Genomic DNA, 23,592 nt, shown 5'->3' with positions numbered 1-23,592 from the left:
CTTCTTCTCCGCCATCGCCCTCGCTGCCACCGTCATCTTCTGGCTGTGATCAACGAGTCCTGACCCTAAGGCGGTTGGGGATTTTGGAAGGCCGCGTCGGCGGGGTTGCCGGCGGGTCTTACGAGACTCATGCGTGAATTTTTCGTCATCTACACTAAGCCGAAGCAGATGACGGACAAGGACTGGGCGGTTGTGCTCGATGTGTCTCGGGCCAGACGGTCGCGGCTTGGAGACGCGCCGCAAGCTTCATGCGCCGGGCACAAGGCTGAGATTTTCGTTCGGCCAGATATCGGCATTGAACTCCGACACGACGACCTATGACGTATATGGGGTCAAGACCGCATGCTCTTTTGTCGTCGGCGGTCAGCTCGACGGTAATTGCATCCCGGCCCGCGATGGCCTGAAGCGTGGCAGCGGACTTCAGCAGAACTTGGTCATTCTATGCCTATCAGCCTACCGAAAGCAGACCTTCCGAGGGGCCGAGAAGGGTCAGCCCGAGACCCCTGCCATACTGCCGCTCGGCGCCAATAGCGGACACTGCATGGCCGCCGAGAAGCGGACCTAGCTTCTGCCTCCGGACGAAGTACTAAAGCGCGACGCCTCCGCGGAACCGCATCATGGCCCGAGGCTCGCCCTCGCCAAAAGCCATCACGTCGTAGGCCTCCGGTTCGCGGCCCTCGACCTCCATGCCCGGCGAGCCGATCGGCATCCCGGGCACGGCGAGACCTCGCACATTCGGGCGCTCGGTGAGCAGCCTCGCGATCGCCGCCGCGGGAACGTGGCCCTCGAGCACGTAGCCGTCGATCTCGGCCGTGTGGCAGGACCGCAGGCCGGGGGGCACGCCGAGCTTCGCCTTGACGGCGTTGATGGACGCGACCTCGACGACCCGCGCCTCGTAGCCGGCCGCGCGGACGTGATCGACCCAGGCCTCGCAGCAGCCGCAGGTCGGATCCTTGTGGACGGTCATCGCCGGAGCGGCGCGGACCCCGCCCGGGAGAAGCAGCGCCACCCCTGCCGTCACCAGCGTGAACGTCCTGCGGTCCATCGTCATGGGCGTCGCCCTCCTTCTTTCCCGGCCACCTTCGCACACGCCCGGCTCACGTCCAGTTGTCCGCTGATGTGGGACTTTCCACCCGGCGAATCCGGGCCTGCCCGCATCGTGGTCCCAAGCTCAAGACGAGCTTCCACAAGGGAGTGACCCACGATGAAGACCATGATCGCCGCCGCCCTCGTCCTGATGTCCTCGGTCGCGGCCGCGACTGCGGGGACCGGGCCCGCCAACTCGACGAACCAGCACCTGCGCGACAGCGCCGACTTCTACGACAGCGTGCCGGACTTCAGCGTCCTGTCCGGCGAGCGGACGGGCAGCGTGGACCGTGAGGCGACCAACCGCCACGACCCCAGCCGCGTGATCGCGCGCTGATCCGAACCGGCGCCGTCATTGGTCTCCAACCCTGACGGCGCCGCAGGGCCAGCCCTTCCCGGGGCTGGCCCGCCCAAACTCAGGGGTTCCAGCTAGGTCCGACAAGCCTCAGGCCATGGCGCTCCTTGCGGATCGCGCCTTGCCGCTCGAGACGGCTCAGCTCCTTGGTCACCGCCTCCCGCTGCGTCGCGATGCGCGATGCGATCTGCCGATGCGTCGGTAGCCGCCCGATCGTCCGGCCCGACGGGTCGCAGGCCGCCAGCCGCAGCAGCTCGGCCTCCAGCCTGCCCGCCATCGGCAGGGTCATGACCTCCGACATCCTCTGAAGCGTCCGGCACTGCCGACGGCACATCGCGCGCACCACCGCCTTGGCGAAGGCGGGGTGGCGCTCGAACGCGGCCGCGAAGTCGCGCGCCTCGAAACACCAGGCCTCGGACGCCTCGTCGGCCACCACCTCGAACGGCGTGTCGCAGCGCTCGAACGCGAAGGCCTCGCCGATCACGTCGCCCGGCTCGACGTCGGCCGCGAAGGCCTCGTGCCCGTCGGACGTGATCGTCTCGGCCGACAGTCTTCCCGAGGCCAAGACCAGCGTGGAGCCGTGCCGACCCGGCAGGTCGAGCTTCGTCCCGCGGGGAAGCCGGATCCGACGGGCGAGCAGCTCGATCTGGTGGCCCTCGATGGTCGCGAGCAGGTCGAGGTCGTCCGCTTGATGCGCGGGGTGCGCGCAGGATGAGTGGGTGATCATGTCTTCGTTCCCGGAGTCGGTCCTTACGTCCCGCTGACGGCGTCGGCCGTCGCGTCAGGGACGCGTCGCTGAAAGCAAGATCGGCGGAACGGCGTCGCCGCATCCGCCGGACGGCGCGATCAGGCGATCCGGGGAGGCGGAGTGGCGAGACCGACGTGTACGCCGTCGAGGCCGGGGCACGGGGACCGGACCGACGGGGACCGCTGGGCGATCGCCGCCCATGAACCGAGGGCGGCCGGAAGCGGCGCGACGCACGGGGCGGAGCACTCGGCGGCGCCCGAGCCCGCATGGCCGAGCGCGGCGGACGAGCAGGGCGCGGAGCTCACGAGCACGGCCTGCTGGCCGGAGGCCGGCGCAAGGCGGGAGGCGTGATCGATCTCGACGTGGGACACTGCGAGCAGCAGCAGGGCGACGAGCGTCGCAAGCGCCGCCGCCTTGCCCGCAAGCGCGCGGAAGAAACCCGCGGCGCGTGTCCCGGCCTCAGACCGCATGGGCGGGGGCCAGCGGACAAGAGCCCGTCGAGAGCTCGATCTGAATCGTCGGGTGGGCGATGCCGAAGCGCTCCTCGAGCTCCTGGGCGATCAAGCGCATGGCCGCGTCGCCCGGGTGGCCCGAGGGCATGACGAGGTGCGCGGTGAGCGCCGTCTCGGTCGTGCTCATCGGCCAGACGTGGAGGTCGTGGACCTCGATGACCCCCGGACGTTCCTGAAGGAAGGCGGCGACGGCCGCCGGGTCGATGCCGGGCGGGGTCGCGTCGAGCGACATCGTCACGCTGTCGCGCAGCAGTCCCCACGTCCCGATCGTGATCACCGCGGCTATCATCAGGCTCACGACGGGGTCGAGCCATTCCCATCCGGTCACGATCACCAGCAGCCCGGCGACGATCACGGCGACCGAGACCCCGGCGTCGGCGACCATGTGGAGGTAGGCGCCCTTGATGTTGATGTCGCCCTTGCGCCCGGACATGAACAGGAACGCGGTGAAACCGTTGATCAGCACGCCGATGGCGGCGACGACCATGACGGTCACGCCGGCGACGGGCTGGGGGTCGAAGAAGCGCTGGATCGCCTCCCAGGTGATCATCCCGACCGCGATCAGCAGAAAGATCGCGTTGAACAGCGCCGCCATGATCGAGGACGAGCGCAGGCCGTAGGAGAAGCGCGGCGACGGCGGTCGGCTCGCCAAGGTCGCGGCGATCCAGGCGACCACGAGGCCGAGAACGTCGGACAGGTTGTGGCCCGCGTCCGCCACGAGGGCGAGCGAGTTGCTGGCGTAGCCGTAGCCCGCCTCGATGACGACGAAGACGGTGTTGAGCCCGATGCCGATCGCGAACGCCTTGCCGAAGCTCGTGGGCGCATGGGAGTGCCCGCCCGGTCCATGGGAATGGCCGGAATGATCTTCGCCACCATGGTCGTGCCCGGCGTGATCGTCGTGTGCGGTCATCGTCGCCGTCCTCAGCCGCGGCCCTGGCGCGCGTCCTTGAGCATCTGCTCGAAGAACTCGTGTCGCTCGTCATGGTTCTCGACGAGTCCCTTCACCAGCGGCTTCGCCGTGCCCTCGCAGAGCGTCCTGACCCGATCCGTCTGTTCCTCGACCGATCCGCCTGAAAGCGAGCGGATCATGCCGAGGCCGACCGCGCGGGCGGCTCCGGCGGCGCTGACGACGATCTGCGCGGCCTCCTCTCGCGACATTGTCGCGAGGATCTCGTCCTTCATGTGGGCGATGACCTTGGAGGCGTCTCCGTCCTTCCCTCCCGTCTCCCGGGCGAAGTCGGGATCGACCTTCACGCAGACGGCCGTGAAGTTCTGGGCCAGGAACACCGAAGACAGGACGTTGCGCATCACGTCCTCGTTGAGCGCCCGCGCCGGGGACGATGTCCCCAGCGCGAGAGCGAGCACAGCCGCGCCGACGGCCGCGGCCCTCATGACGCGGCCGCCACGGCTGCATCCGGCTCGGGAGCCGGGTCCGGCTTCCGGCGCCGCGTGAACAGCACGTAGAGGGCCGGCAGCACGAGCAGGGTCAGGATCGTGGACGACACGATCCCGCCGATCACGACGGTCGCGAGAGGACGCTGCACCTCCGCGCCCGGCCCGGTCGCGATGGCCATCGGCACGAAGCCGAGCGAGGCCACCATCGCGGTCATGAGCACCGGACGAAGCCTTGTCAGCGCGCCCTCCTTCACCGCCTCGACCAAATCCAACCCCTGGTCGCGGAGTTTCTGGATGAACGCGATGATGACGAGGCCGTTCAGCACCGCCACGCCGGACAGCGCGATGAACCCGATGCCCGCGCTGATCGAGAGCGGGATGTCGCGGATCAACAGCGCAGCAACGCCACCCGTGAGCGCGAGCGGCACGCCCGAGAACACGAGCGCCGCGTCCTTGAACGAGCCGAGGCTCATGAACAGCAGCACGAAGATAAGCCCGAGCGCGATCGGGACGACGATAGTCAACCGCTGTGTGGCGGAGACGAGCTGCTCGAACTGCCCGCCCCAGCCGATCCAGTAGCCGGAAGGCAGCTTGACCTGTTCTCCGATCGCCCGCTGCGCGTCGCCGACGAAGGAGCCGAGGTCGCGGTCGCGGACGTTCGCCGAGACCACGATGCGGCGCTTGCCGTTCTCGCGGCTGATCTGGTTCGGTCCGGGAGCCACCTCGAGCGAGGCAAGCGAGGAAAGCGGCACGTAACGCGTGCGGGAAGACGGCGGACCTCCCAGGACCGCAGGACTGGCCTGCGCGTCGTTGCCGTCCGGGGTCGGCAGCGGGACCGGGATGTTCTTCAGCGCCTCGATGTCGGTGCGGAGCCGCTCGGGCAGCCGCACCACGATGTCGAAGCGTCGATCGCCCTCGAAGATCTGTCCGGCCTCCTTGCCGCCGACCGCGATCTCGACGATCTCCTGCACGTCACCGACGCTCACCCCGTAACGGGAGAGAGCGGTGCGGTTGAGCTTCACCGTGAGGATCGGCAGGCCGGTGACCTGCTCGGTCTTCACGTCCGCGGCGCCGGGCACCTTCGTAAGGACGGTCTGGACCTCGCCCGCCACCTTGAGCAGCGTGTCGAGATCGTCGCCGAAGATCTTCACGCCGACATCCGAACGCACGCCCGAGATCAGCTCGTTGAAGCGGAGCTGGATCGGCTGCGAGAGCTCGTAGTTCGAGCCGGGAATCTCCTCCGCGGCCTTCTCCACGTCCTCCATCAGCTCGGCCTTGGTCTTCTTGGGGTTTGGCCACTCCGACCTTGGCTTCAGCATGATGTAACCGTCCGAGATCGAGGGCGGCATGGCGTCGGTCGCGACCTCGGCGACGCCCGTGCGGGCGAACACCTCCTTCACCTCGGGAAGCTGCATGAGGCGCTTTTCGAGCGCTCCCTGCATCTCCAGCGACTGGGTGAGGCTGGTGCCCGGCACGCGCAGCGCCTGAATCGCTGCGTCGCCCTCGTCGAGGCTCGGGATGAACTCGCCGCCCATGCGGGAGGCCGCAATCCCGGTCACGACGACCAGCGCGACCGCGGCCGGGGCCACGACCCAGCGCAGCTTGATCATGAGGCCAAGCAGGGGTTCGTAGGTCACACGAGCGGCGCGCATGAACCAGTTCTCCTTCTCCGACACCTTGCCGGAGACGAAGATCGCGATCGCCGCGGGGACGAAGGTCATCGAGAAGATCGACGCGCCGAGCAGCGCCATCAGCACGGTAAGCGCCATCGGCGTGAACATCTTGCCCTCGACCCCCGTGAGGGTGAGCACTGGCAGGTAGACCACCGCGATGATCATGGTGCCGAAGAGGCTCGGTCGGATGACTTCGCTCGATCCCGCCAGGATCGTCGAGAACCGCTCCTGCATCGTCAGCAGCCGGCCGCGCCGTTCCTGCTCATGCGCGAGCAGCCTCAGGCAGTTCTCCACGATGATCACGGCGCCGTCGATTATGATGCCGAAGTCGATCGCCCCGAGGCTCATCAGGTTCGCCGAGACCTTGTTCTCGACCATGCCCGTGATGGTGAAGAGCATGGAGAGCGGGATCACGAAGGCGGTGACGATGGCGGCGCGGATGTTGCCGAGCAGCAGGAACAGCACCGCGATGACGAACAGCGCGCCTTCGACGAGGTTCTTCTCGACGGTCGCGATGGTCGCCTCGACCAGCGTCGAGCGGTCGTAGACGGAGCGAGCCTCGATCCCCTCGGGCAGCGACTTCTGGATCTCGCCGAGCTTGTTGGCGACGCGCTCGGCGACGGTGCGGCTGTTCTCGCCGATCAGCAGCATGGTGGTGCCGAGCACGACCTCGTGGCCGTTGAGCGTCGCCGCGCCGTTGCGGAGTTCGCGCCCGTCCTTGACCTCGGCGACGTCCGAAACACGGACGGGAGTTCCGGCGTGGGAGTTCACGACGATGCCGCCGACGTCTTCCGCCGTCAGCGCCTGGCCGGGGGTGCGGACGAGATACTGCTCGCCGTTCCGTTCGATGTAGCCGGCGCCGACATTGGCGTTGTTGGTCGCGAGCGCCGTCATCACGTCGCGGAACGTGAGCCCGTAGGCCATCAGCCGCGCCGGGTTCGGCAGCACGTGGAGCTGGCGCTCATAGCCACCGATCGTGTTGACCTCGACGACGCCCGGCACGGTGCGGAGCTGCGGGGTGATGATCCAGTCCTGGATCGTCCTGAGGTCCGCGGGGCTGTAGTCCGAGCCGTCGGGCTTCTTCGCGCCGGGCTTGGCGTCGACGACGTAGTTGTAGATCTCGCCGAGGCCCGTGGAGATCGGCCCCATGGCGGTCTCGATCCCTGCGGGCAACTGGTCCTTGGCCTGCTGCAGCCGCTCGTTCACGAGCTGGCGGGCGAAATAGATGTCGGTCCCGTCCTTGAACACGACCGTGACCTGGCTGAGCCCGTAGCGCGACAGCGACCGCGTGTAGTCGAGGTCCGGCAGGCCGCCGAGGCTGGTCTCGAGCGGGAAGGTGATGCGCTGCTCGACCTCGAGAGGCGAGAAGCCGGGGGCGGTCGTGTTGATCTGGACCTGGACGTTGGTGATGTCCGGCACCGCGTCGATCGGCAGGCGCAGGAAGTTGAAGACGCCGAAGCCCGCGACGGCCAGGCAGGCGAACACCACCATCCACCGCTGCGCGATGGAGAACGCCAGGATCCGTTCGATCAGGCCATTGGGCTTGTAGTCGCCCGCCTCAGTGCTCATGGCTCGCGCTTCCCTTTGCGAGCTCTGCCTTCACGACGAAGCTGTTCCTCGAGGCGTAGGCCTCGCCTCCCTTGAGACCCATGACGACCTCGACGGACCGTCCGTCCCGGCGGCCAAGCGTCACGTCGCGGGCGGCGAAGCGGTCGCCCTCGCGGACGAACACGACGTCGCGGCCTTCGAGCGACTGCACCGCGTCGATCGACACGGCGAGCGGCACGGACTGCTCGGCGGTCGCGACCGCACCCGTCGCGAACAGGCCCGGCCGGAAGCGGCCGTCGTTCGGAATAACGGCGCGCGCGACAGCGCTCTGGGTGTCCGCGGCCCCGATCGGCGACAGGTAGGAGATCTTCGCCTCGATCGGCTCTCCGCCGTCCTCGGGGTCGATCCGCACCGTCTCGCCGACCGCGACCTTCGCGAGGTCGCGGCGGTAGACCGAGAAGTCGACCCAGAGCGTCGAGAGGTCGGTGATGACGAAGGCGGGCTTCTGCTCGGAGACGTATTCGCCGAGCGAGGCCTGCCGCTCGGTGACCACGCCCGCCATCGGGGCCTTCAGCTCGTAGGTGGTGAGGCTCTGGTTGCTCTCGACGACCGCGAGCAGCTCGCCTTTCTTCACCTGGTCGCCGAGGCGCTTCGACAGCGTGCGGACCACGCCGGGGAAGCGCGGCGTGACCTGCACGACCGCTTCCTGGTTCGCCTGCACGATGCCGTTGAGCTGGAGTTCCTTGCGGAGCGTCGAGGCGCCCGCCTTGCCAAGAGCGATGCCCGCGGCCTTCACCTTGGCCTCGCCCAGCTCGACGACGCCCTCGGGGAGCTCGGCCCCATGGCCGTGGCCGTCGTCCTCCTTCTCGGCGCCGTGGCCGTGCCCGTCGTCCTTGGCGTCGACGGCCGCGACCTTCAGGGGCGCTTCGCCCCCGGCGTCGGCCTTCGGCTTCGGCTTGTCGTGGCCGTGGCCGTCATCCGCGCCATGCCCGTGCCCGTCGTCCTTGCCCGACCCGTGTCCGTGGCCGTCGTCCTTGGAATGGGCATCGTCCTTCCCATGGTCGTGCCCATCATCCTTGGAGTGCGCGTCCTCCTTGCCGTGGGCATGGCCGTCGCCCTCCTTGTGGTCGTCGGCGGCCGCGACCTGGATCGGGGCGCCTGCGTCGGCCTTGGGCTTCGGCTTGTCGTGGCCGTGACCGTCGTCCTTGCCGTGGCCATGCCCATCGTCCTTGCCGGAACCATGGCCGTGGCCGTCGTCCTTGGAGTGGTCGTCCTCCTTGCCGTGACCGTGGCCGTCGTCCTTCGAATGGGCGCCGTCCTTGCCGTGGGCATGGCCGTCGCCTTCCTTGTGACCGTCCGCGGCGGCGAGCGCCTTCGGGGCTTCGGCGTGTGCGTGGCCGTCACCGCCCATCAGGCCGGAGTAGAGCGCGAGCGCCTGGGTTGCGACCGCGGACGGTCCAACTTGAGCGGCGTAGAGGCCGCCGGCCCCGATGAGACCCCCGACCACGAGGACGGCGGCGTCGCGTGCGAAGGAGCGGCTCATGACAGGTCTCCGGACAGGGCGTTGCGGGTCGCGGCGGTCGCGAGGTCGGCAGGGGTTTCGGATTGGGCGGAGGCGCGGCGCACGTAGCAGGGCGGCTTCGTCGGGTAGCCCTTGAAGTTCCGCTTCGACCATTTGTGGCCGTGGCCGAGGTGGGCGTGGTCGGCATGCGTGTCGGCATGACCGTCGCCCGCGAAGTGGCGCACGCGGACGTCGCGGGCGTTGCAGGTCGGCGGCGTGCGGCCGTCATAGACCCAGGCGCCGTCGTAGCCGGGCAGCGGGACGACGCGGGGCGTCGATGCGGGCGCCGCCAGCGAAACAGTGGCGGAGGCGAGCAGGAGCGCGGCCGCCGCGGAGGCGGTTTTGAGGAAGGTCATTTGTCTCTCCGGGACAGAACGAGGGCGGATCCCGTCAGGCCTTCGAGACTGGCGAGCGATGAGTGGAAGGAGACGAGGGCGTCGATCTCCTTGAGCGAGGCTTCCGACAGCGCGGCGCGCGCGTCGAGCAGCTCGAGCAGCGAGTAGCGGCCCTCGCCGTAGCCGGAGCGGATGCTGTCGTAGGCCTCGCGGGCGACGGGCAGCACGTTGGCGCGGATGAGCCGGGCCTCGTCGTAGGAGCCCCTCATCGCCTCGTAAGCGTTGCCAACGAGCACGGTCAGGGTCCGCTGGGCCGCGGCCTTCTCGGCCTCGGTTTTGGCGAGCGTCTCGTTCGCCTCGATTACGCCGCCCTGGTTCCGGTCGAACACCGGAAGGGGCAAGCTGAGCGAGGCCATCACGGCGTTCGACCGGTCCTCGCGGTAGTGCCGCCAGCCCACGCCCGCCGTGATGTCCGGCACGGCCTTGGCCTGCGCGGCCGCGAGCAGCGCCCGGCGCTGGGCCCTCACCGCCGTGAAGCGCGTGAGCTGAGGGGTCTGCAGCGCCCGAGACATCAGGCTGTCGAACGAGGGCGGCGCGCCGATGCGCGAGAGGTCGCCGCCGACGGAGGCGAAGGACGGAGCCTTTTCCCCAATCATGACCGACAGCTCGCGCCGGGCCGCCTGGAAGCTGGCGCGAGCTTTTGCGAGTTCGACCCGCGTGGTCTCGGTGGCGAGACGGCCGCGGGAGATCTCCGCGCTCGAAGACGCGCCCGCCTCGACCCGCCGCTGGAGCAGCGGGGTAAGGCGGTCGAGGTCGTCGACCTGTTCCTCGAGCTCCGCCACGCGGGCTTGCGCGCCAAGGGTCCTTGCGAACGCCTCGGCGGTCTCGGCGAGAACCTGCAGCCGCGTCGCGGCCCGGTCCCAGCGCGCAGCGTCGATGTCGGCGGCCGCGATCGCCATCCGAGCCTCGCGCTTGCCGCCAAGCTCGAAGAGCTGGCTGATCTGGAGCGTGGTCTCGGCGGTCTCGAGATTGCGCTTGAGCTTGGAGCCGAAGGCGTTGTCGAGCTCTGCGGAGAGCTCGGGGTTGGGGAAGACGCCGGACTGGAGGCTCCGGCCGCCCGCCGCCCCGATCTCCCGGTCCGCCGCGGCGAGACCAGGGGAGGAGGCGACGGCGCGCGACAGCGCCTGTGACAGTGTGAGCGACCGCGACGACGGCGCGGCGTGCGTCGCCGGCGCGGGAAGCAGCGCGATCGCCACCCCCAGCGCAAGCGCGCGGGTTCTGAAAAGCATGACCTGACCTGATGAACTGACGAGCGGAGGCGAGCGCGGTGTCTCAGGCGCGCGCCGACACGAAATCCGTCAGGTCAGGCTCGAGGCGGAGGAAGGTCGACGAGGGGTTCGTGTCCCGCGGCTGACGGCACGGAGGCCCATGCGGGGGATGTGCCAAGTGCGCGCGGTGCCGAGGCGACCTGCAGCATGGGCTGCGGCAAAGCGGACGAACCATGGCAAGCATGGCAGGCAGTTTGTCCGTCTATGTCCACGGTACCGGACTGGCCATCGATGTGGATGCCGGAATGGTCGGTCGCGACGCTGGCCATGGATTCGACCGAGACCGCGTAGGTCAGCGCCGAATCGAGACCCACGTGGCCCGAGAAGCCGCGCTCGATGGCGTCACCGACGCCGAAGACGACCAGGCAAAGGGCGAACGCAACCCGGACGCAGAAGCGCCAGGCACGGGTTGATCTCGCCTTCGACAGAACGTCCATGCTGCAACGCATCCGGGGAAACGGGGGGCGGTGTCAAGTCCCGTGGCCGCCACGACCCCACGATCGGATGGTGGCCGCAAGCCGTCAACGTCTCCTTAACCGGGCGCCGCGGCCAGGGCGTCGCCGGGCGAAAGCGCCTCGATGATCCGGCAGTCGCGGACCGACCCGTGGCCGCATTGCCGCACCATCCCGCGAAGCTCGTCGCGCAGCGCCTCGAGGTCGGCGATCTTGCGCTCGACCTCGGCGAGGTGGCCCCGCGCGATCTCGTCCACGGCCTCGCAGGGGCGGTCGCGCTGATCCGCGAGGTCGAGCAGCGCACGGACCTGGTCGAGCGAGAAACCGAGGTCGCGCGAGCGGCGGATGAAGCTCAGGCGATTGAGGTGGCCGCGGTCGTAGGCGCGGTAGTTGCCCGAGGTGCGCGGCGGCGCGGCCAGCAGGCCGATGCGCTCGTAGTAGCGGACGGTCTCGACCTTGGTGTCGGTCGCCCGCCCGAGCTCGCCGATCGCGAACGTGTCAGACATCGCTTGACCCTGTAGTTGCTACAGGGTCCATATCGTGCGTCACGTCGGAATTGTCGAGGTGACGAAATGGCCGCCGCCAGCGCGCTGAAGCTCCGCATCGAGGGCATGGACTGCGGGTCCTGCGCCGCGAAGATCGAGACCGCCATGCGTCGCCTGCCGGGCGTCGCGGAGGTCGAGGTCAGCGTCTCCGCGTCCTCGATGTCGATCACGGTCGACGAGGACCGAACGAGCCGCGAGACAATCCGGGCCAAGGTCGACAGCCTCGGGTTCAAGGCGCTCGATCCGAGGGCTCCCGGCTCCGCTCCCTCGCATGACCATGGCGGCCACGACGGTGCCTGGCACGCATCCTCCAAGGGGCGGCTGGTGCTCGCGACCGGGGCGCTGCTCGCCGCGGCCTGGGGCCTGTCGTTCGCCGGGCCCGCATGGTCGGATTGGCCTTACGTGGCCGCCGCGGCTCTCGGCCTCGTCCCCATCGCCCGCCGCGCCGTCGCCGGCGCGCTCAACGGCACGCCCTTTAGCATCGAGACCCTGATGTCGGTCGCGGCCGTCGGCGCTATCGCCATCGGCGAAGCTCCGGAGGCGGCCGTCGTGGTGTTCCTGTTCGCCGTCGGCGAACTGCTCGAGGGCGTGGCGGCGAGCCGCGCCCGGGCGGGGGTGAAGGCGCTCGTTGACCTGATCCCGCGCTCCGCCCGGCGCATCCGCGGCGGCGCGATCGAGACGGTCCCGGCATCCGACCTCGAGGTCGGGGATCTCGTGCTGGTCCGACCCGGAGACCGCATCCCGTCGGACGGGACGGTCTCCGAAGGGACCTCCGAGGTGAACGAGGCGCCGATCACTGGCGAGTCACGGCCCGTGCTCAAGGAGGTCGGCGCCAGCGTCTATGCGGGCAGCGTCAACGCCAACGGCGAACTGCACGTGACGATCACCAAGGCGGCCGCCGACAACACGATCGCCCGCATCGTCCACATGGTCGAGGAAGCGCAAGGATCGAAGGCTCCGACCGCGCGCTTCATCGAGCGCTTTAGCCGCTGGTACACGCCAGCCGCCATGGCGTTCGCGCTCGCCGTCATCGTGGTCCCGCCGCTGGCCGCGGACGGCGACTGGCAGACCTGGATCTACCGCGGGCTGGCGGTGCTCCTGATCGCGTGCCCCTGCGCGCTGGTGATCTCGACGCCCGCGGCGGTCGCCTCGGGCCTCGCGTCGGGCGCGCGCCGCGGATTGCTCATCAAGGGCGGGGCCGCGCTCGAGACGCTCGGGCGCGTCAAGACGGTGGCGTTCGACAAGACGGGCACGCTGACCGAGGGGCGGCCGAAGGTCGTCGAGGTCGTGGCGCTGGACGGCGCGGTCGAGGCCGTCCTCGCCAAGGCCGCCGCGGTCGAGCGCAGCTCGAGCCATCCGCTCGGGCTGGCGATCATCGAGGAGGCCGAGGCGCGGGCGGTCGAGATCCCCCGCGCGTTCGGCGGCGGGAACGCGGTTCCCGGCAAGGCGGTGACGGCCCGGCTGTCATCGGGCTTCGTCTCCGTCGGCTCGCCGCGGCACGCCTCCGAGGAAGGCGTCCTGACCGCCGAGGCGGCCGAACGGGTCGCGGTGCTTGAGACCGAGGGCGCGACCGTCGTGGTCGTGAGCGAGGGCAAGAGGGTGCTTGGACTGATCGCCCTGAAGGACCGCCCGCGCGAGGACGCGAAGACGGGGCTGGCGCGTCTGCGCGAGCTTGGCCTGCACACCGTCATGCTCACCGGGGACAACGCGCGCGCCGCAGGCGCCATCGCCGCCGATCTCGGCGTCGCCTACAGCGCCGAGCTGCTTCCCGACGCCAAGCTCAAGGCCATCGCCTCGCTGAAGGTCGGCGGTCCGGTCGCGATGGTCGGCGACGGCGTGAACGACGCCCCGGCGCTCGCCGCGGCTTCGGTCGGCGTGGCGATGGGCGGCGGAACCGACGTGGCGCTCGAGACCGCGGATGCGGCGCTGCTCAAGGACCGCGTCGGCGGCGTGGCGGAGCTCGTGATGCTGTCGCGCGCCACGCTGTCGAACATCTGGGTCAACGTCACGCTGGCGCTTGGCCTGAAGGGGGCGTTCCTGGTCGCGACCCTGATCGGCGCGACCCCGCTCTGGATGGCGATCCTGGCCGACACCGGGGCGACCGTGCTGGTCACCGCGAACGCGCTCCGTCTGCTGCGCTTCGATCCTGCGGCGCCGTCTCGACGACGGTGAATGCCGACAAGGCCATCATAGGTTTGCTCGACCCCCACAAGGCCGAGGAAATTCAAACCAGAAGCTGCGGCGGCTCATCGCCGACTGAACGACAGGGGTGTCGCAATGAACTGGAACGGGATGATCGCAGGCTTGGTGGCTGCAGCCGTGCTCGGTTCCACCGCGGCGGCAGCCGACGAACTCGCCGTCAAGAAGACCTCGGGGTGCGGGTGCTGCATCGGCTGGATCCGCCACATGGAAGAGAATGGCTTCACGGTGAAGGCCGAGGACGTGCCGATGGGCGCCTTGATGCAGGACAAGCTAGCGGCGGGACTGCGGGTCGGTCAAACCTCGTGCCACACGGGCAGGATCGGGGGCTATGTCGTGGAGGGACACGTGCCCGCCCGGGAGGTGCGCCGCCTTCTTGCCGAGCGTCCTGATGCGTTTGGGCTCGCAGTCCCGGACATGCCGACAGGTTCGCCCGGGATGCCCGGGAAGGCCGAGGCCTACGAGGTCCTGCTGCTCAAGAGAGGCGGAGACGCCGAAGTGTTCGCTAGCTATCCGGCGAGCCACAGCGATGCGGATTGACGGGCGCCGGAAAGCCCACGCGTTCGGACGTCGTCACGCGCTGATCATCGGAGCTGTCTTCGCCGCCGCGGCCACGGACCTGCTCCTTAAGGGCATGGCGAAGGTCGGGATCGGCGATGGGTCGACGCCGTTCCTGCCATTCCTCAGTCTTCACCTGCAGGAGAACATCGGCATCAGCTTCAGCCTGTTTCCGGCGGAGGCGAACGGCGCCCTCCTAATGCTGATCGTCGTCCAGTTCGCCGGAACGCTGTTCGTCATCTGGCTTCTAGTCCGGGCGACCACCACGCCCGAGCGCCTCGGCTTCTCGCTGATCGTCGGAGGGGCGATCGGAAATCTGGTCGACCGCATGGCAGACGGTGCGGTGACCGATTTCCTGCACCTTCACCCCTTCGACATCAGCCTCTTCACGTTCAATTTCGCCGATGTCCTCATCTCCCTTGGTGTGTGCCTGGTCCTATTCGACGCAGTCTTCGGACGAAGCCCCACCTCGGACGGCGACGCCTAGTACAATCCTTGACGCAGAAGGGTCCTGCGCCCTGCGTCCCCGGCGAGCCCATACCCCTTCACTAACCCATAGACTGCGGGAATCACCACTAGCGTCAGCACGGTCGACGAGACCATGCCGCCGATCATCGGAACCGCAATGCGCTGCATGACCTCAGAGCCGGCCCCCGTGCTCCACAGGATCGGCAGCAGTCCCGCCATGATTGCGATCACGGTCATCATCTTCGGCCTCACGCGCTCGACCGCTCCGACCATAATCGCTTCGGTCAGGTCGGCCCGCGTGAATGCCTTGCCTTCCGCGGCGCGGCGCGCCTTCAGCTCCGCGAGCGCATGGTCGAGGTAGATCAGCATGATCACGCCGGTCTCGGCCGCGACGCCCGCGAGCGCAATGAAACCGACGGCGACAGCGACCGACATGTTGAAGCCGAGCCACCACATCAGCCACAGGCCGCCGACTAGCGCGAACGGCAGAGACAGCATGACGATCAGCGTCTCGGTCAGCCGCCGGAAGTTGAGATAGAGCAGAAGGAAAATGAGGCCGAGCGTCAGCGGCACCACGATCTTCAGCCGCGCCTCGGCGCGCTCGAGATACTCGAACTGCCCGCTCCACTCGATAGACGATCCGGTCGGAAGCGCGACCCTCTGGGCCACCGCCTTGCGGGCCTCGGCGACGTAGCCGCCGAGGTCGCGGCCCACGATGTCGACGAAGATGTAGATCGCCAGCCTGCCGTTTTCTGTGCGGATCGAGGTCGGCCCACGGGTGCGCTTGATGCTGGCGACCTCGGCCAGCGGCACTGTCCCGCCGCCCGCCATCGGGACCAGGACTTCGCGCCCGATGGACTGCGGATCGCTTCGCAGGTCGCGCGGGTAGCGGATGTTGACGGCGTAGCGCTCGCGACCCTCGACCGTGGTCGTCACCGTCTCGCCGCCGAGCGCGGTCGCGACTACGTCCTGCACGTCGCTCACCATCAACCCGTAGCGGGCGAGCGCGGCGCGGTCCGGCGTGATGTCGAGGTAGTAGCCGCCGATGACGCGCTCGGCATAGGCGCTCGATGTCCCCGGCACTGTCTTGACCGCCTGCTCGACCTCGCGCGCGAGCTTCTCCATTTCCACGAGGTTGGATCCGTAGACCTTGATCCCGACGGGCGTGCGGATGCCTGTCGCCAGCATGTCAATGCGGGCGCGGATCGGCATCGTCCACGCGTTGGAGACGCCCGGGAACTGGAGGGCCTTGTCCATCTCGGCCTTGAGGCTCTCGGTCGTCACGCCCGGCCGCCACTCGGCTTTCGGCTTTAGGTTGATGATGGTCTCGGTCATCTCGCTCGGCGCCGGGTCGGTCGCGGTCGCTGCGCGTCCCGCTTTGCCGTAGACGGAGGCGACCTCAGGAAACGACTTGATGATCCTGTCCTGCGTTTGCAGCAGTTCGGTCGACCGCGTGACCGAGATGCCCGGCAGTGTGGTCGGCATGTACATCAGCGTGCCCTCGTCCAGCGGGGGCATGAACTCGGAGCCGAGCTGCGTCGCCGGCCACCAGGAGGCGCCAAGCGCCGCGACCGCGAGCAGGATGGTCAGGGTTTTGGCCTTCAGCACGCCGCGGATGAGCGGACGGTACAGCCATATCAGCAGGCGGTTCACCGGATTCCTGTGCTCCGGCACGATCCGGCCGCGCACGAAAATCACCATCAGCGCCGGGACCAGCGTGATCGACAGCACGGCGGCGGCCGCCATTGCAAAGGTCTTGGTGAAGGCGAGCGGCCCGAACAGCCGACCCTCCTGGCTCTCCAGCGTGAAGATCGGCAGGAACGACACGGTGATGATGAGGAGGCTGAAGAACAGCGACGGGCCGACCTCCTGCGCCGCCTCGATCAGGACCTGCACCCGCGGCTTGCCCGGCGGCGACCGTTCCAGGTGCTTGTGCGCGTTCTCGATCATGACGATGGCGGCGTCGATCATGGCGCCGACCGCGATCGCGATGCCGCCGAGGCTCATGATGTTGGCGCCGATCCCGAGCGCCTTCATTGCCCCGAACGCCATGAGGATGCCGACGGGCAGCATCAGGATCGCGACCAGGGCGCTGCGGACGTGGAGAAGGAAGACGATGGTCACCAGCGCGACGACGATGCTCTCCTCGACCAGCGTCGATTTCAGCGTCTCGATCGCGGCCTCGATCAGGTGTGAGCGGTCGTAGACCGGAAGGATCTCGGTGCCCGCGGGCAGGCTCGGCACGAGGGCCGCGATCTTCGCCTTAACGTTGCCGATGACGTCGAGGGCGTTGGCTCCGAAGCGCTGCAGCACGATGCCGCTCGCGACCTCGCCCTCGCCGTTGAGCTCCGCAATCCCGCGTCGCTCGTCCGGCCCGAGTTCGACGCGGGCGACGTCCTTCACGAGGACGGGCGTGCCGCCATCGACTTTCAGGACCGCGTTGTCGATGTCGCCGACGCCCTTCAGGTAGCCGCGCCCCCGGACCATGAACTCGAATTCGCTCAGCTCGAGCGTCCGCCCACCCGTGTCCATGTTGCTGCCGCGGACGACGTCGCGGACCTTCGACAACGGGATGCCGAGCGCCCGCAGCCGCTGCGGGTCGACCACGACGTTGTACTGCTTGGCGAAGCCGCCGACGCTCGCGACCTCCGCGACGCCCTCGGCGGCCGAAGCTCCGAAGCGGACCTGCCAGTCCTGGGTCGAGCGGGTCTCGGCCAGCGTCTGGTTCTTCGCCGTGACGGCGTATTGGTAGACCCAGCCGACCCCTGTCGCGTCCGGCCCGAGCGTCGGCGTGACGTTCGAGGGCAATCGCGGCGCGGCGGCGCTGAGGAACTCCAGGACGCGGGAGCGCGCCCAGTAGGGGTCGGTCCCGTCCTGGAAGATGACGTAGACGAACGAAACGCCGAAGAACGAAAAGCCGCGCACGACCCTGGATTTCGGCACGGTCAGCATGGCGGTGGTGAGCGGATAGGTGACCTGGTCCTCGACCACCTGCGGCCCCTGGCCGGGATATTCAGTGTAGACGATGACCTGGACATCGGAGAGGTCCGGGATGGCGTCGAGCGGCAGCGTCTTCACCGCATAGAGGCCGCCGGCGACCGCGAAGGCGGTCGCGACCAGAACCAGCACCAGGTTGCGCGCTGACCACGCGATGAGCCGGGCGATCATTTGCGTGTCTCCGTCGACGTGGACGGGTCGGGCGGCGTCAGTCCGGACAGCGCGGCCTTCAGGTTGCTCTCGGCGTCGATGAGGAAGTTGGCGCCGACCACGACGGTCTCGCCCTCGGTGAGGCCTGCCCTGATCTCGACGAAGCCTTCGCTTCTGAGCCCGAGTTTGACTGGTCTTGGCTCGAACCTGCCTTCGCCCGTCTCGACGAGCGCGACCTGCCTATCTCCGCTGTCGAGGATCGCGCTATCGGGGGCGGCGAGCACCGGGCCGCCGGCCCCGATCGCGATCTCGGCCTCAACGTACATGTCCGGCAGCAGCAAGCGGTCGGGGTTAGGAAGCTCCACGCGGACGCGGGCGGTGCGGGTCTCGCGGTTGACGCTGGGGTAGATCAGGGCGACGCGCCCCGTGATGCCCCGGTCGGCCCCGCGCGGCCGCACGGTCACGGGTTGGCCAACCGCCACCATCGACAGGTCGCGTTCAGCGACGTCGAGCAGTGCCCAGACGACCGAGACGTCGGCGAGACGGAACATCTCGTCGCCGGGCATCGCCTGCATGCCTTCGATCGCGTTGCGCAACAGGATCAGCCCATCGCGTGGGGCCGGCCAGCCGATGGTCGCGGGCACCTTGCCGGAGGTGGCGATCGCGTCGATCACCGCGGCGGGCACGTCGAGGTTCTCGAGCCTGCGTCGCGCTCCGTCGACGACCGCGCGTCCGGCCCCGGAGGGCTGGCCGACCACGGACAGGAACTGCGCGGCGGCGGCCGCAACCTCAGGCGAGTAGACCTGCATGAGCACCTGGCCCTTGCGCACTGCTTCGCCCGTCGTGACCGCCTCAACCTTCTGGACGAAGGACTGGGATCGGACCGACACGACCGACACTCGGCGCTCGTCGAGCTGTATGGAACCGCTTGCCCGGAGCGGAGCGCTTAGCGTCCGGCGCCCCAGCCTCTCCGTGCGCACGCCCGAGCGCTGCCGCTTGCCTTGGCTGACGGTGACCGCGCCGCCCTCGTCCTCGCCCTCCCGGACGGGGATGTAGTCCATTCCCATCGAGTCCTTCTTCGGAACGGGCGAGGTGTCCGGCAGGCCCATGGGATTGCGGTAGTAAAGGATGCGGTCTCCGGACGGGTTCGAGGAGACGGCAGGCGCCGCGGCCGACCTCGCCGCGACAGGCTCGCCCGTGGAGGGATCGAAGCCGACGTCCTCGCCTTCGCGGACGGCCACGAACGGCTTGCCGTCCCCGGTCGCCCGGGGCGAGGCCGAGTAGACCGGGCGACCGTCCGGGTCGCGGTAGTACAGGATCGGGCTGGCCGCGGCGGTCGGAGCAGGTCGACCTTTCGTCGGAACGGCCGTTGCGCCCGGCGGCACGCCTCGCTGTCCGGCCCAGTAACCGCCGCCCACGAGGGCTGCGGCCAGCAGGATCACGCCGACGGAAGCCGCCGCCTTCATGGCTTGGCCTGCAGCACGAGCTTGCCCTCGACCGTGCCGCTCTCGCCCTGCACCTTGGCCGCGAGCGACAGCCTCCAGCCGCCCTCCATCGTCAGCTTGGTCTTGAAACGATAGACGCCTGGCTGGTCGGAGGGTGTGGGTTCGACGGCGGACGCCATGGTGGGCATGCCGTCCGGCGCCATGTCGATCCGGGTCGAGTAGATCACCGCGTCGGGAACGGGCTTGGAGGTCCGCTTGTCGACGAGGCGCACCGCCACGACGGCGTCGCCAACCTTCGCGACGCTCTCCACGAGCTGGAACTCATAGTCGGAGACGTCGCCGAGCGCGGGGGTCAGGATGGCGGCCGAGATGACGGCGGCCAGAATCGCGGCACGCAGGCGCCAACCTTGGAACTTTGACATTGCTGAAATCCGTAGTGCGTCGTCGTCCGGCGTTCGGCCGGACTTTTCTTCCGCACCCTCGCGGCCACGGGTTTGAGACCGCGCGGGCTCATGGAACCCGCACGGCGCGATCCGGCGCTCGAGGGCGCCGTCGACGGACTTCAGCTTCGGGGAGGTCGGGCCGGGGGTTCCGAGACCGGTCCGGCGCGGGCGGCGTCGTCACCGGGACGGACAGAGGAAAGCGCCAAGGTCCGGTGCGACATGATGATGGCCGCCATCGGCGCGGCGGGGGCGCACTTCGTCATGCAGGTCGCGAGCAGCGGACAGCTCTTTTGGCAGTCCGGCATCACCGGGACGTCATCCGGACAGCAGTGCATGCCGTCCGCCATGGGCTCCATCGTTTCCATTGCGACAGGCGTCATCGACTCAAGCGCCGCGGCGTTCGCCGCGACCGGGATCGCGCCGACGCCGAGCATCAGCACGAAGACCAAGAGATGCCGCACGCGGGCGCCGAGGTTCATGAACGCGACCATGCGCCCAAACGCGGCGCTCGTGAAGACGTCCATCGGTCGGTCTTCGCAAGCATCGGTCACTGCTTCGCCTGATCCAGCGTGCGGTCGTAGAGGTCGTGTCGGATTTGATGCTGGGCAAGGATGCCCTGCACCAGGGGCTTCGCCGTCGTTTTGCACCAGGCGGCCAGACGCTCCGATTGTTCGTCCGCCGGCCCGTCTCCCATGACGTGAATGAAGCCGATCGAGACCGCCCGCGACGCGTTCGCGGCGCGGATCACCACGATCCCCGACTCCGTCTGCGGAAGCCGATCGAGCACCTCACGCTGGACATGCTCGGCGAAGCCGACGCCGTCGAGGTCTCCGGTCCTGGTGTCCTCGGCGAACCACCTGTCCTGCTGGGAGCAGACGAGGGTCAGGTTCTTCGCGAGGAAGGCCGTCGACAGCACGTTCGCCAACATGTCCGTGTCCGGAGACGAGGGACTTTGGCCCCCAGGACCGGCGACCGCAGTCGACGCGCCGAGCGCGAGGCAGATGAGGATCACGCGCATCGTCCTCCCCGCAACGACGGCGGCCGGATCATCCGCCCCCCGCCGGACCTTCACTTCGCCTTGTCGGCCTTGGCCGCCCACGCCTCGAACTCGGCGATCTCGCGCTCCTGGTCCGCGATGATCTTCTTTGCCCAGGACTTCGCCTGCTCGTCCTTGCCGGACTGAAGCTCGATCCTGCTCATCGCGACCGCGCCGCGGTGATGGGCGATCATCCCGCAGACGAAGGCGAGGTCGGGGTCCTTGATCCCGTGGGTCGCGCGCATGGCCTTGCCCATGTCCTGCATGGCCTTCATCGAGGCCATCTGGGCTTCGCCCATGTCGGACATCGAATGAGCGGCCATGTCGCCCATCTCCATCGCCTTGCCCGTCGAGCCCTGTCCGGGCGAGGCGTCCTGGCAGGCCTTGGGAAGGCTTTCCGTCCCCGATGGCGGCGACTTCGCCTCCTGCGCGATGCCCGTCGAGACGGTCAGGGCGAGCGCGGCAGCTAGTGCGATACGGTTCATCTCGGTCTCCTCGATCGATGGGGAGCTGGGCGGCCACGTCCTGCGGCCGCCCACCCGAACGTCACTTCTTCTGGATCTTGGTCAGGGTGATCTGGCCGTTCACGCGGTCGGCCTCGAACGTCACCTTGTCTCCGACCTTCACGCCCTTGAGCAGGGCAGGGTCGGCGGCCTTGAAGACCATGGACATCGGCTCGTCCATGCCGAGGCTCTTGATCGGGCCGTGGTCGAGCGTGATCTTGCCCGCGCTTTCGTCGACCTTCTTGACCGTGCCGTCGGCGGCTGCGGCCGCGGTGGCGATGAGGGCGGCGGCAAAGGCGCCGAGAACGGCTGCTGTCTTCTTCATGGTTGTCTCCTGTTTCGGGGCGTCACTTGACGGCGACCGTGCCGTCCATCCCGGCCTCGCGATGGCCAGGGATCAGGCAGGCGAAGTTGAACTCGCCCGACTTCGAGAACTTCCAGGTGATCTCGTCGGACTTGCCGGGAGCGACGCGGCGGCCGTTCGGCTCGTCGTGCTCCATGTCCGGGTTCTTCTGCATCGCGACGGCGTGCCGGTCGTTCTCGGCGCGCGTCGCCAGCATGAACTCGTGGTCGATCTGGCCCTCGTTCCTGAGGACGAAACGGACCTGCTCGCCCTTCTTCGCGGCGATCGAGATCGGCTCGAACAGCATCTTGCCGTCGTCGGTCTCCTTCATGATCACTTCGACGGTGCGAGACGGCTTCTTGGAGTCGCCGGGCTCGCCGAACGTTTTCGCCTCGGCATGGGAATGGCCGGGGTCAGCCCATGCGGCGGAGGACGTGAGCGCGGTCGCGAGGACGGCGAGCATCAGGGACGTCTTCATCGGTTTCTTCCTTCTTGGTGTTCGGTTCAGTGGTTCGCGTGTCCGCCGGAGCGCCCCTTGGGCTTCACGACGTTCATCTCGACGTCTCCGGGCTTGGGCTTGGCGGGCGGTGCGGTTGCCGCGTCGCGCTCCGGTCCCTTCCACTCGAAGGCGACCTCGCCTTCGGGGTGCTTGAACCAGCCGGGGTCGGCGTAGTCGCCGCGGGCGAGGCCCTCGCGGACCTTCACGACCGAGAACATCCCGCCCATCTCGATCGGGCCGAACTGGCCGAAGCCCGTCATCATCGGCAGCGTGTTGTCGGGGAGCGGCATCTCCATCTCGCCCATGTCGGCCATGCCCGCCTGGCCCATCGGCATGTAGCCGGGGACCAGCGCCTTGATCTTCTTGGCGACGTCCTTCTTGTTCACGCCGATGAAGTTTTGGACCTCGTGGCCCATGGCGTTCATGGTGTGGTGCGACTTGTGGCAGTGGATCGCCCAGTCGCCGGGAGCGTCGGCGGTGAAGTCGAAGGCGCGCATCTGCCCGACCGCGCAGTCGATCGTGACCTCGGGCCAGGCCGCCGCCTCAGGCACCCAGCCGCCGTCCGTGCACGACACCTTGAAGTCGTAGCCGTGCATGTGGATCGGGTGGTTGGTCATGGTGAGGTTTCCGAACCGCACCCGCACCTTGTCGCCCTTGGCCGCGACCAGGTGGTCGATCCCCGGGAACACGCGGGTGTTCCAGGTCCAGAGGTTGAAGTCGGTCATCTCCGCGACGCGTGGCACGTAGGTGCCCGGGTCGATGTCGTAGGCCGACATCAGGAAGACGAAGTCGCGGTCGACGCGGCGGAACCCCGGGTCCTTCGGGTGCACCACGAAGAAGCCCATCATGCCCATCGCCATCTGGACCATCTCGTCGGCGTGCGGGTGGTACATGAAGGTCCCGCTCTTCCGGAGCTGGAACTCGTAGACGAAGGTCTTCCCCGGCTTGATGTGCGGCTGCGTCAGCCCGCCGACGCCGTCCATCCCCGAGGGCAAGAGCTGCCCATGCCAGTGCACCGTGGTGTGCTCCGGCAGGCGGTTGGTGACGAAGATGCGGACTTTGTCGCCCTCGACCGCCTCGATGGTCGGTCCGGGCGACTGGCCGTTGTAGCCCCAGAGATGCGCGACCATGCCCGGGGCGAGCTCACGAACCACTGGTTCCGCGACGAGGTGGAACTCCTTCCAGTCGCCGTTCATGCGCCAGGGCGCGGTCCAGCCGTTCAGCGTGACCACGGGGTTGTAGTCGGGCCCCGTGGTCGGCGCGACGGGCGGCTGCATGGTCGCCTCCTTCATCGTGGCGGCTTCGGGGATGGAGGCCGCCTGGACCCGGCCGGAGACAGCGGACGCCGCGACAAGCGACGTCGCCCCGGCTGCGGAGGCGGAGAGGAACGATCTGCGAGAGACGGTCATGGGT

The 23,592-nt window shown here is 68.6% G+C and carries 24 protein-coding genes; 4 read left to right on the top strand and 20 right to left on the bottom strand.

Annotated features, from left to right (window positions below):
* Nucleotides 1–586: 586 nt before the first annotated feature.
* A complete protein-coding gene (locus tag PKE85_RS01130; protein WP_271202952.1) occupies nt 587–1,051 on the bottom strand; it encodes a DUF411 domain-containing protein in 465 nt (154 codons plus the stop codon).
* 153 nt (nt 1,052–1,204) lie between these two features.
* Here PKE85_RS01130 and PKE85_RS01125 point away from each other — a divergent pair, with 153 nt between their 5' ends.
* On the top strand, nt 1,205–1,423 hold the full coding sequence (locus PKE85_RS01125; RefSeq protein ID WP_261405535.1) for a hypothetical protein: 219 nt from the start codon (nt 1,205–1,207) through the stop codon (nt 1,421–1,423).
* A 79-nt stretch (nt 1,424–1,502) separates the two neighbouring features.
* Here the strand turns inward: PKE85_RS01125 and PKE85_RS01120 are convergent, their stop codons facing one another.
* From PKE85_RS01120 to PKE85_RS01075, 10 genes are all read right to left on the bottom strand, one after another.
* Nucleotides 1,503–2,168, bottom strand: a complete 666-nt coding sequence (locus PKE85_RS01120; RefSeq protein ID WP_271202951.1) for a Crp/Fnr family transcriptional regulator — start codon at nt 2,166–2,168, stop codon at nt 1,503–1,505.
* Nucleotides 2,169–2,287: 119 nt separating this feature from the next.
* Nucleotides 2,288–2,659 (bottom strand): hypothetical protein, encoded by a 372-nt coding sequence (locus PKE85_RS01115; RefSeq protein ID WP_271202950.1) that lies wholly within the window; start codon nt 2,657–2,659, stop codon nt 2,288–2,290.
* Nucleotides 2,649–3,611: a cation diffusion facilitator family transporter gene (locus PKE85_RS01110; RefSeq protein WP_271202949.1), complete on the bottom strand. Its 963-nt coding sequence runs from the start codon at nt 3,609–3,611 to the stop codon at nt 2,649–2,651. The genes PKE85_RS01115 and PKE85_RS01110 overlap by 11 nt, the downstream gene beginning before the upstream one ends.
* 11 nt (nt 3,612–3,622) lie before the next feature.
* Nucleotides 3,623–4,093 carry a hypothetical protein gene (locus tag PKE85_RS01105; RefSeq protein ID WP_271202948.1) on the bottom strand — a complete coding sequence of 157 codons (471 nt, stop codon included), beginning with the start codon at nt 4,091–4,093 and terminating at the stop codon, nt 3,623–3,625.
* Nucleotides 4,090–7,302, bottom strand: a complete 3,213-nt coding sequence (locus PKE85_RS01100) for an efflux RND transporter permease subunit (protein ID WP_271202954.1) — start codon at nt 7,300–7,302, stop codon at nt 4,090–4,092. The genes PKE85_RS01105 and PKE85_RS01100 overlap by 4 nt, the downstream gene beginning before the upstream one ends.
* A 25-nt stretch (nt 7,303–7,327) precedes the next feature.
* Nucleotides 7,328–8,860 carry a divalent metal ion exporter adaptor subunit IhpB gene (gene ihpB, locus PKE85_RS17645; RefSeq protein WP_309299063.1) on the bottom strand — a complete coding sequence of 511 codons (1,533 nt, stop codon included), beginning with the start codon at nt 8,858–8,860 and terminating at the stop codon, nt 7,328–7,330.
* Entirely contained in the window at nt 8,857–9,234 is a 378-nt protein-coding gene (locus tag PKE85_RS01090) for a hypothetical protein (protein WP_271202947.1), read from the bottom strand. Before PKE85_RS01090 ends, ihpB begins: the two co-directional genes overlap by 4 nt.
* Entirely contained in the window at nt 9,231–10,502 is a 1,272-nt protein-coding gene (locus PKE85_RS01085; protein WP_271202946.1) for a TolC family protein, read from the bottom strand. Before PKE85_RS01085 ends, PKE85_RS01090 begins: the two co-directional genes overlap by 4 nt.
* 74 nt (nt 10,503–10,576) lie before the next feature.
* A complete protein-coding gene (locus PKE85_RS01080) occupies nt 10,577–10,978 on the bottom strand; it encodes a hypothetical protein (protein WP_271202945.1) in 402 nt (133 codons plus the stop codon).
* A gap of 95 nt (nt 10,979–11,073) precedes the next feature.
* Nucleotides 11,074–11,499 carry a MerR family transcriptional regulator gene (locus PKE85_RS01075; protein WP_271202944.1) on the bottom strand — a complete coding sequence of 142 codons (426 nt, stop codon included), beginning with the start codon at nt 11,497–11,499 and terminating at the stop codon, nt 11,074–11,076.
* 66 nt (nt 11,500–11,565) lie between these two features.
* Here PKE85_RS01075 and PKE85_RS01070 point away from each other — a divergent pair, with 66 nt between their 5' ends.
* The 3 genes from PKE85_RS01070 (at nt 11,566) to lspA (ending at nt 14,782) form a co-directional block, all read left to right on the top strand.
* On the top strand, nt 11,566–13,710 hold the full coding sequence (locus PKE85_RS01070) for a heavy metal translocating P-type ATPase (RefSeq protein ID WP_271202943.1): 2,145 nt from the start codon (nt 11,566–11,568) through the stop codon (nt 13,708–13,710).
* 105 nt (nt 13,711–13,815) lie between these two features.
* Complete coding sequence (locus PKE85_RS01065) at nt 13,816–14,277, top strand: DUF411 domain-containing protein (protein WP_271202942.1); 462 nt, start codon at nt 13,816–13,818, stop codon at nt 14,275–14,277.
* A complete protein-coding gene (gene lspA, locus PKE85_RS01060) occupies nt 14,267–14,782 on the top strand; it encodes a signal peptidase II (RefSeq protein ID WP_271202941.1) in 516 nt (171 codons plus the stop codon). Before PKE85_RS01065 ends, lspA begins: the two co-directional genes overlap by 11 nt.
* On the opposite strand, the gene PKE85_RS01055 is transcribed toward lspA, so the two are convergent.
* The 9 genes from PKE85_RS01055 to PKE85_RS01015 all read right to left on the bottom strand — a co-directional run bounded on the left by PKE85_RS01055 (nt 14,779) and on the right by PKE85_RS01015 (nt 23,588).
* The gene (locus PKE85_RS01055; protein WP_271202940.1) at nt 14,779–17,931 is read right to left on the bottom strand and encodes an efflux RND transporter permease subunit; all 3,153 of its coding nucleotides are present in this window, start codon (nt 17,929–17,931) and stop codon (nt 14,779–14,781) included. The genes lspA and PKE85_RS01055 overlap by 4 nt on opposite strands.
* Entirely contained in the window at nt 17,928–19,376 is a 1,449-nt protein-coding gene (locus PKE85_RS01050; RefSeq protein ID WP_271202939.1) for an efflux RND transporter periplasmic adaptor subunit, read from the bottom strand. The genes PKE85_RS01055 and PKE85_RS01050 overlap by 4 nt, the downstream gene beginning before the upstream one ends.
* Nucleotides 19,373–19,777, bottom strand: a complete 405-nt coding sequence (locus PKE85_RS01045) for a FixH family protein (RefSeq protein WP_271202938.1) — start codon at nt 19,775–19,777, stop codon at nt 19,373–19,375. The genes PKE85_RS01050 and PKE85_RS01045 overlap by 4 nt, the downstream gene beginning before the upstream one ends.
* A 140-nt stretch (nt 19,778–19,917) precedes the next feature.
* Nucleotides 19,918–20,322 carry a hypothetical protein gene (locus tag PKE85_RS01040; protein ID WP_271202937.1) on the bottom strand — a complete coding sequence of 135 codons (405 nt, stop codon included), beginning with the start codon at nt 20,320–20,322 and terminating at the stop codon, nt 19,918–19,920.
* 23 nt (nt 20,323–20,345) lie between these two features.
* Nucleotides 20,346–20,816, bottom strand: coding sequence for a hypothetical protein (locus PKE85_RS01035; RefSeq protein WP_271202936.1), 471 nt, complete (start codon nt 20,814–20,816; stop codon nt 20,346–20,348).
* A 50-nt stretch (nt 20,817–20,866) separates the two neighbouring features.
* Nucleotides 20,867–21,373, bottom strand: coding sequence for a DUF305 domain-containing protein (locus tag PKE85_RS01030; protein ID WP_271202935.1), 507 nt, complete (start codon nt 21,371–21,373; stop codon nt 20,867–20,869).
* A gap of 7 nt (nt 21,374–21,380) precedes the next feature.
* A complete protein-coding gene (locus PKE85_RS01025) occupies nt 21,381–21,662 on the bottom strand; it encodes a copper-binding protein (RefSeq protein WP_271202934.1) in 282 nt (93 codons plus the stop codon).
* Nucleotides 21,663–21,684: 22 nt separating this feature from the next.
* Complete coding sequence (locus tag PKE85_RS01020; RefSeq protein ID WP_271202933.1) at nt 21,685–22,158, bottom strand: cupredoxin domain-containing protein; 474 nt, start codon at nt 22,156–22,158, stop codon at nt 21,685–21,687.
* Nucleotides 22,159–22,184: 26 nt separating this feature from the next.
* Nucleotides 22,185–23,588 (bottom strand): multicopper oxidase family protein, encoded by a 1,404-nt coding sequence (locus PKE85_RS01015; RefSeq protein ID WP_271202932.1) that lies wholly within the window; start codon nt 23,586–23,588, stop codon nt 22,185–22,187.
* Between the last annotated feature and the right edge of the window lie 4 nt (nt 23,589–23,592).

The organism is Methylopila jiangsuensis (assembly GCF_027922305.1).
GTDB classification, from domain to species: domain Bacteria; phylum Pseudomonadota; class Alphaproteobacteria; order Rhizobiales; family Methylopilaceae; genus Methylopila; species Methylopila jiangsuensis.
The sequence above is the reverse complement of the archived record's forward strand: the minus strand, read 5'-3'. Positions and strand labels throughout refer to the sequence as shown.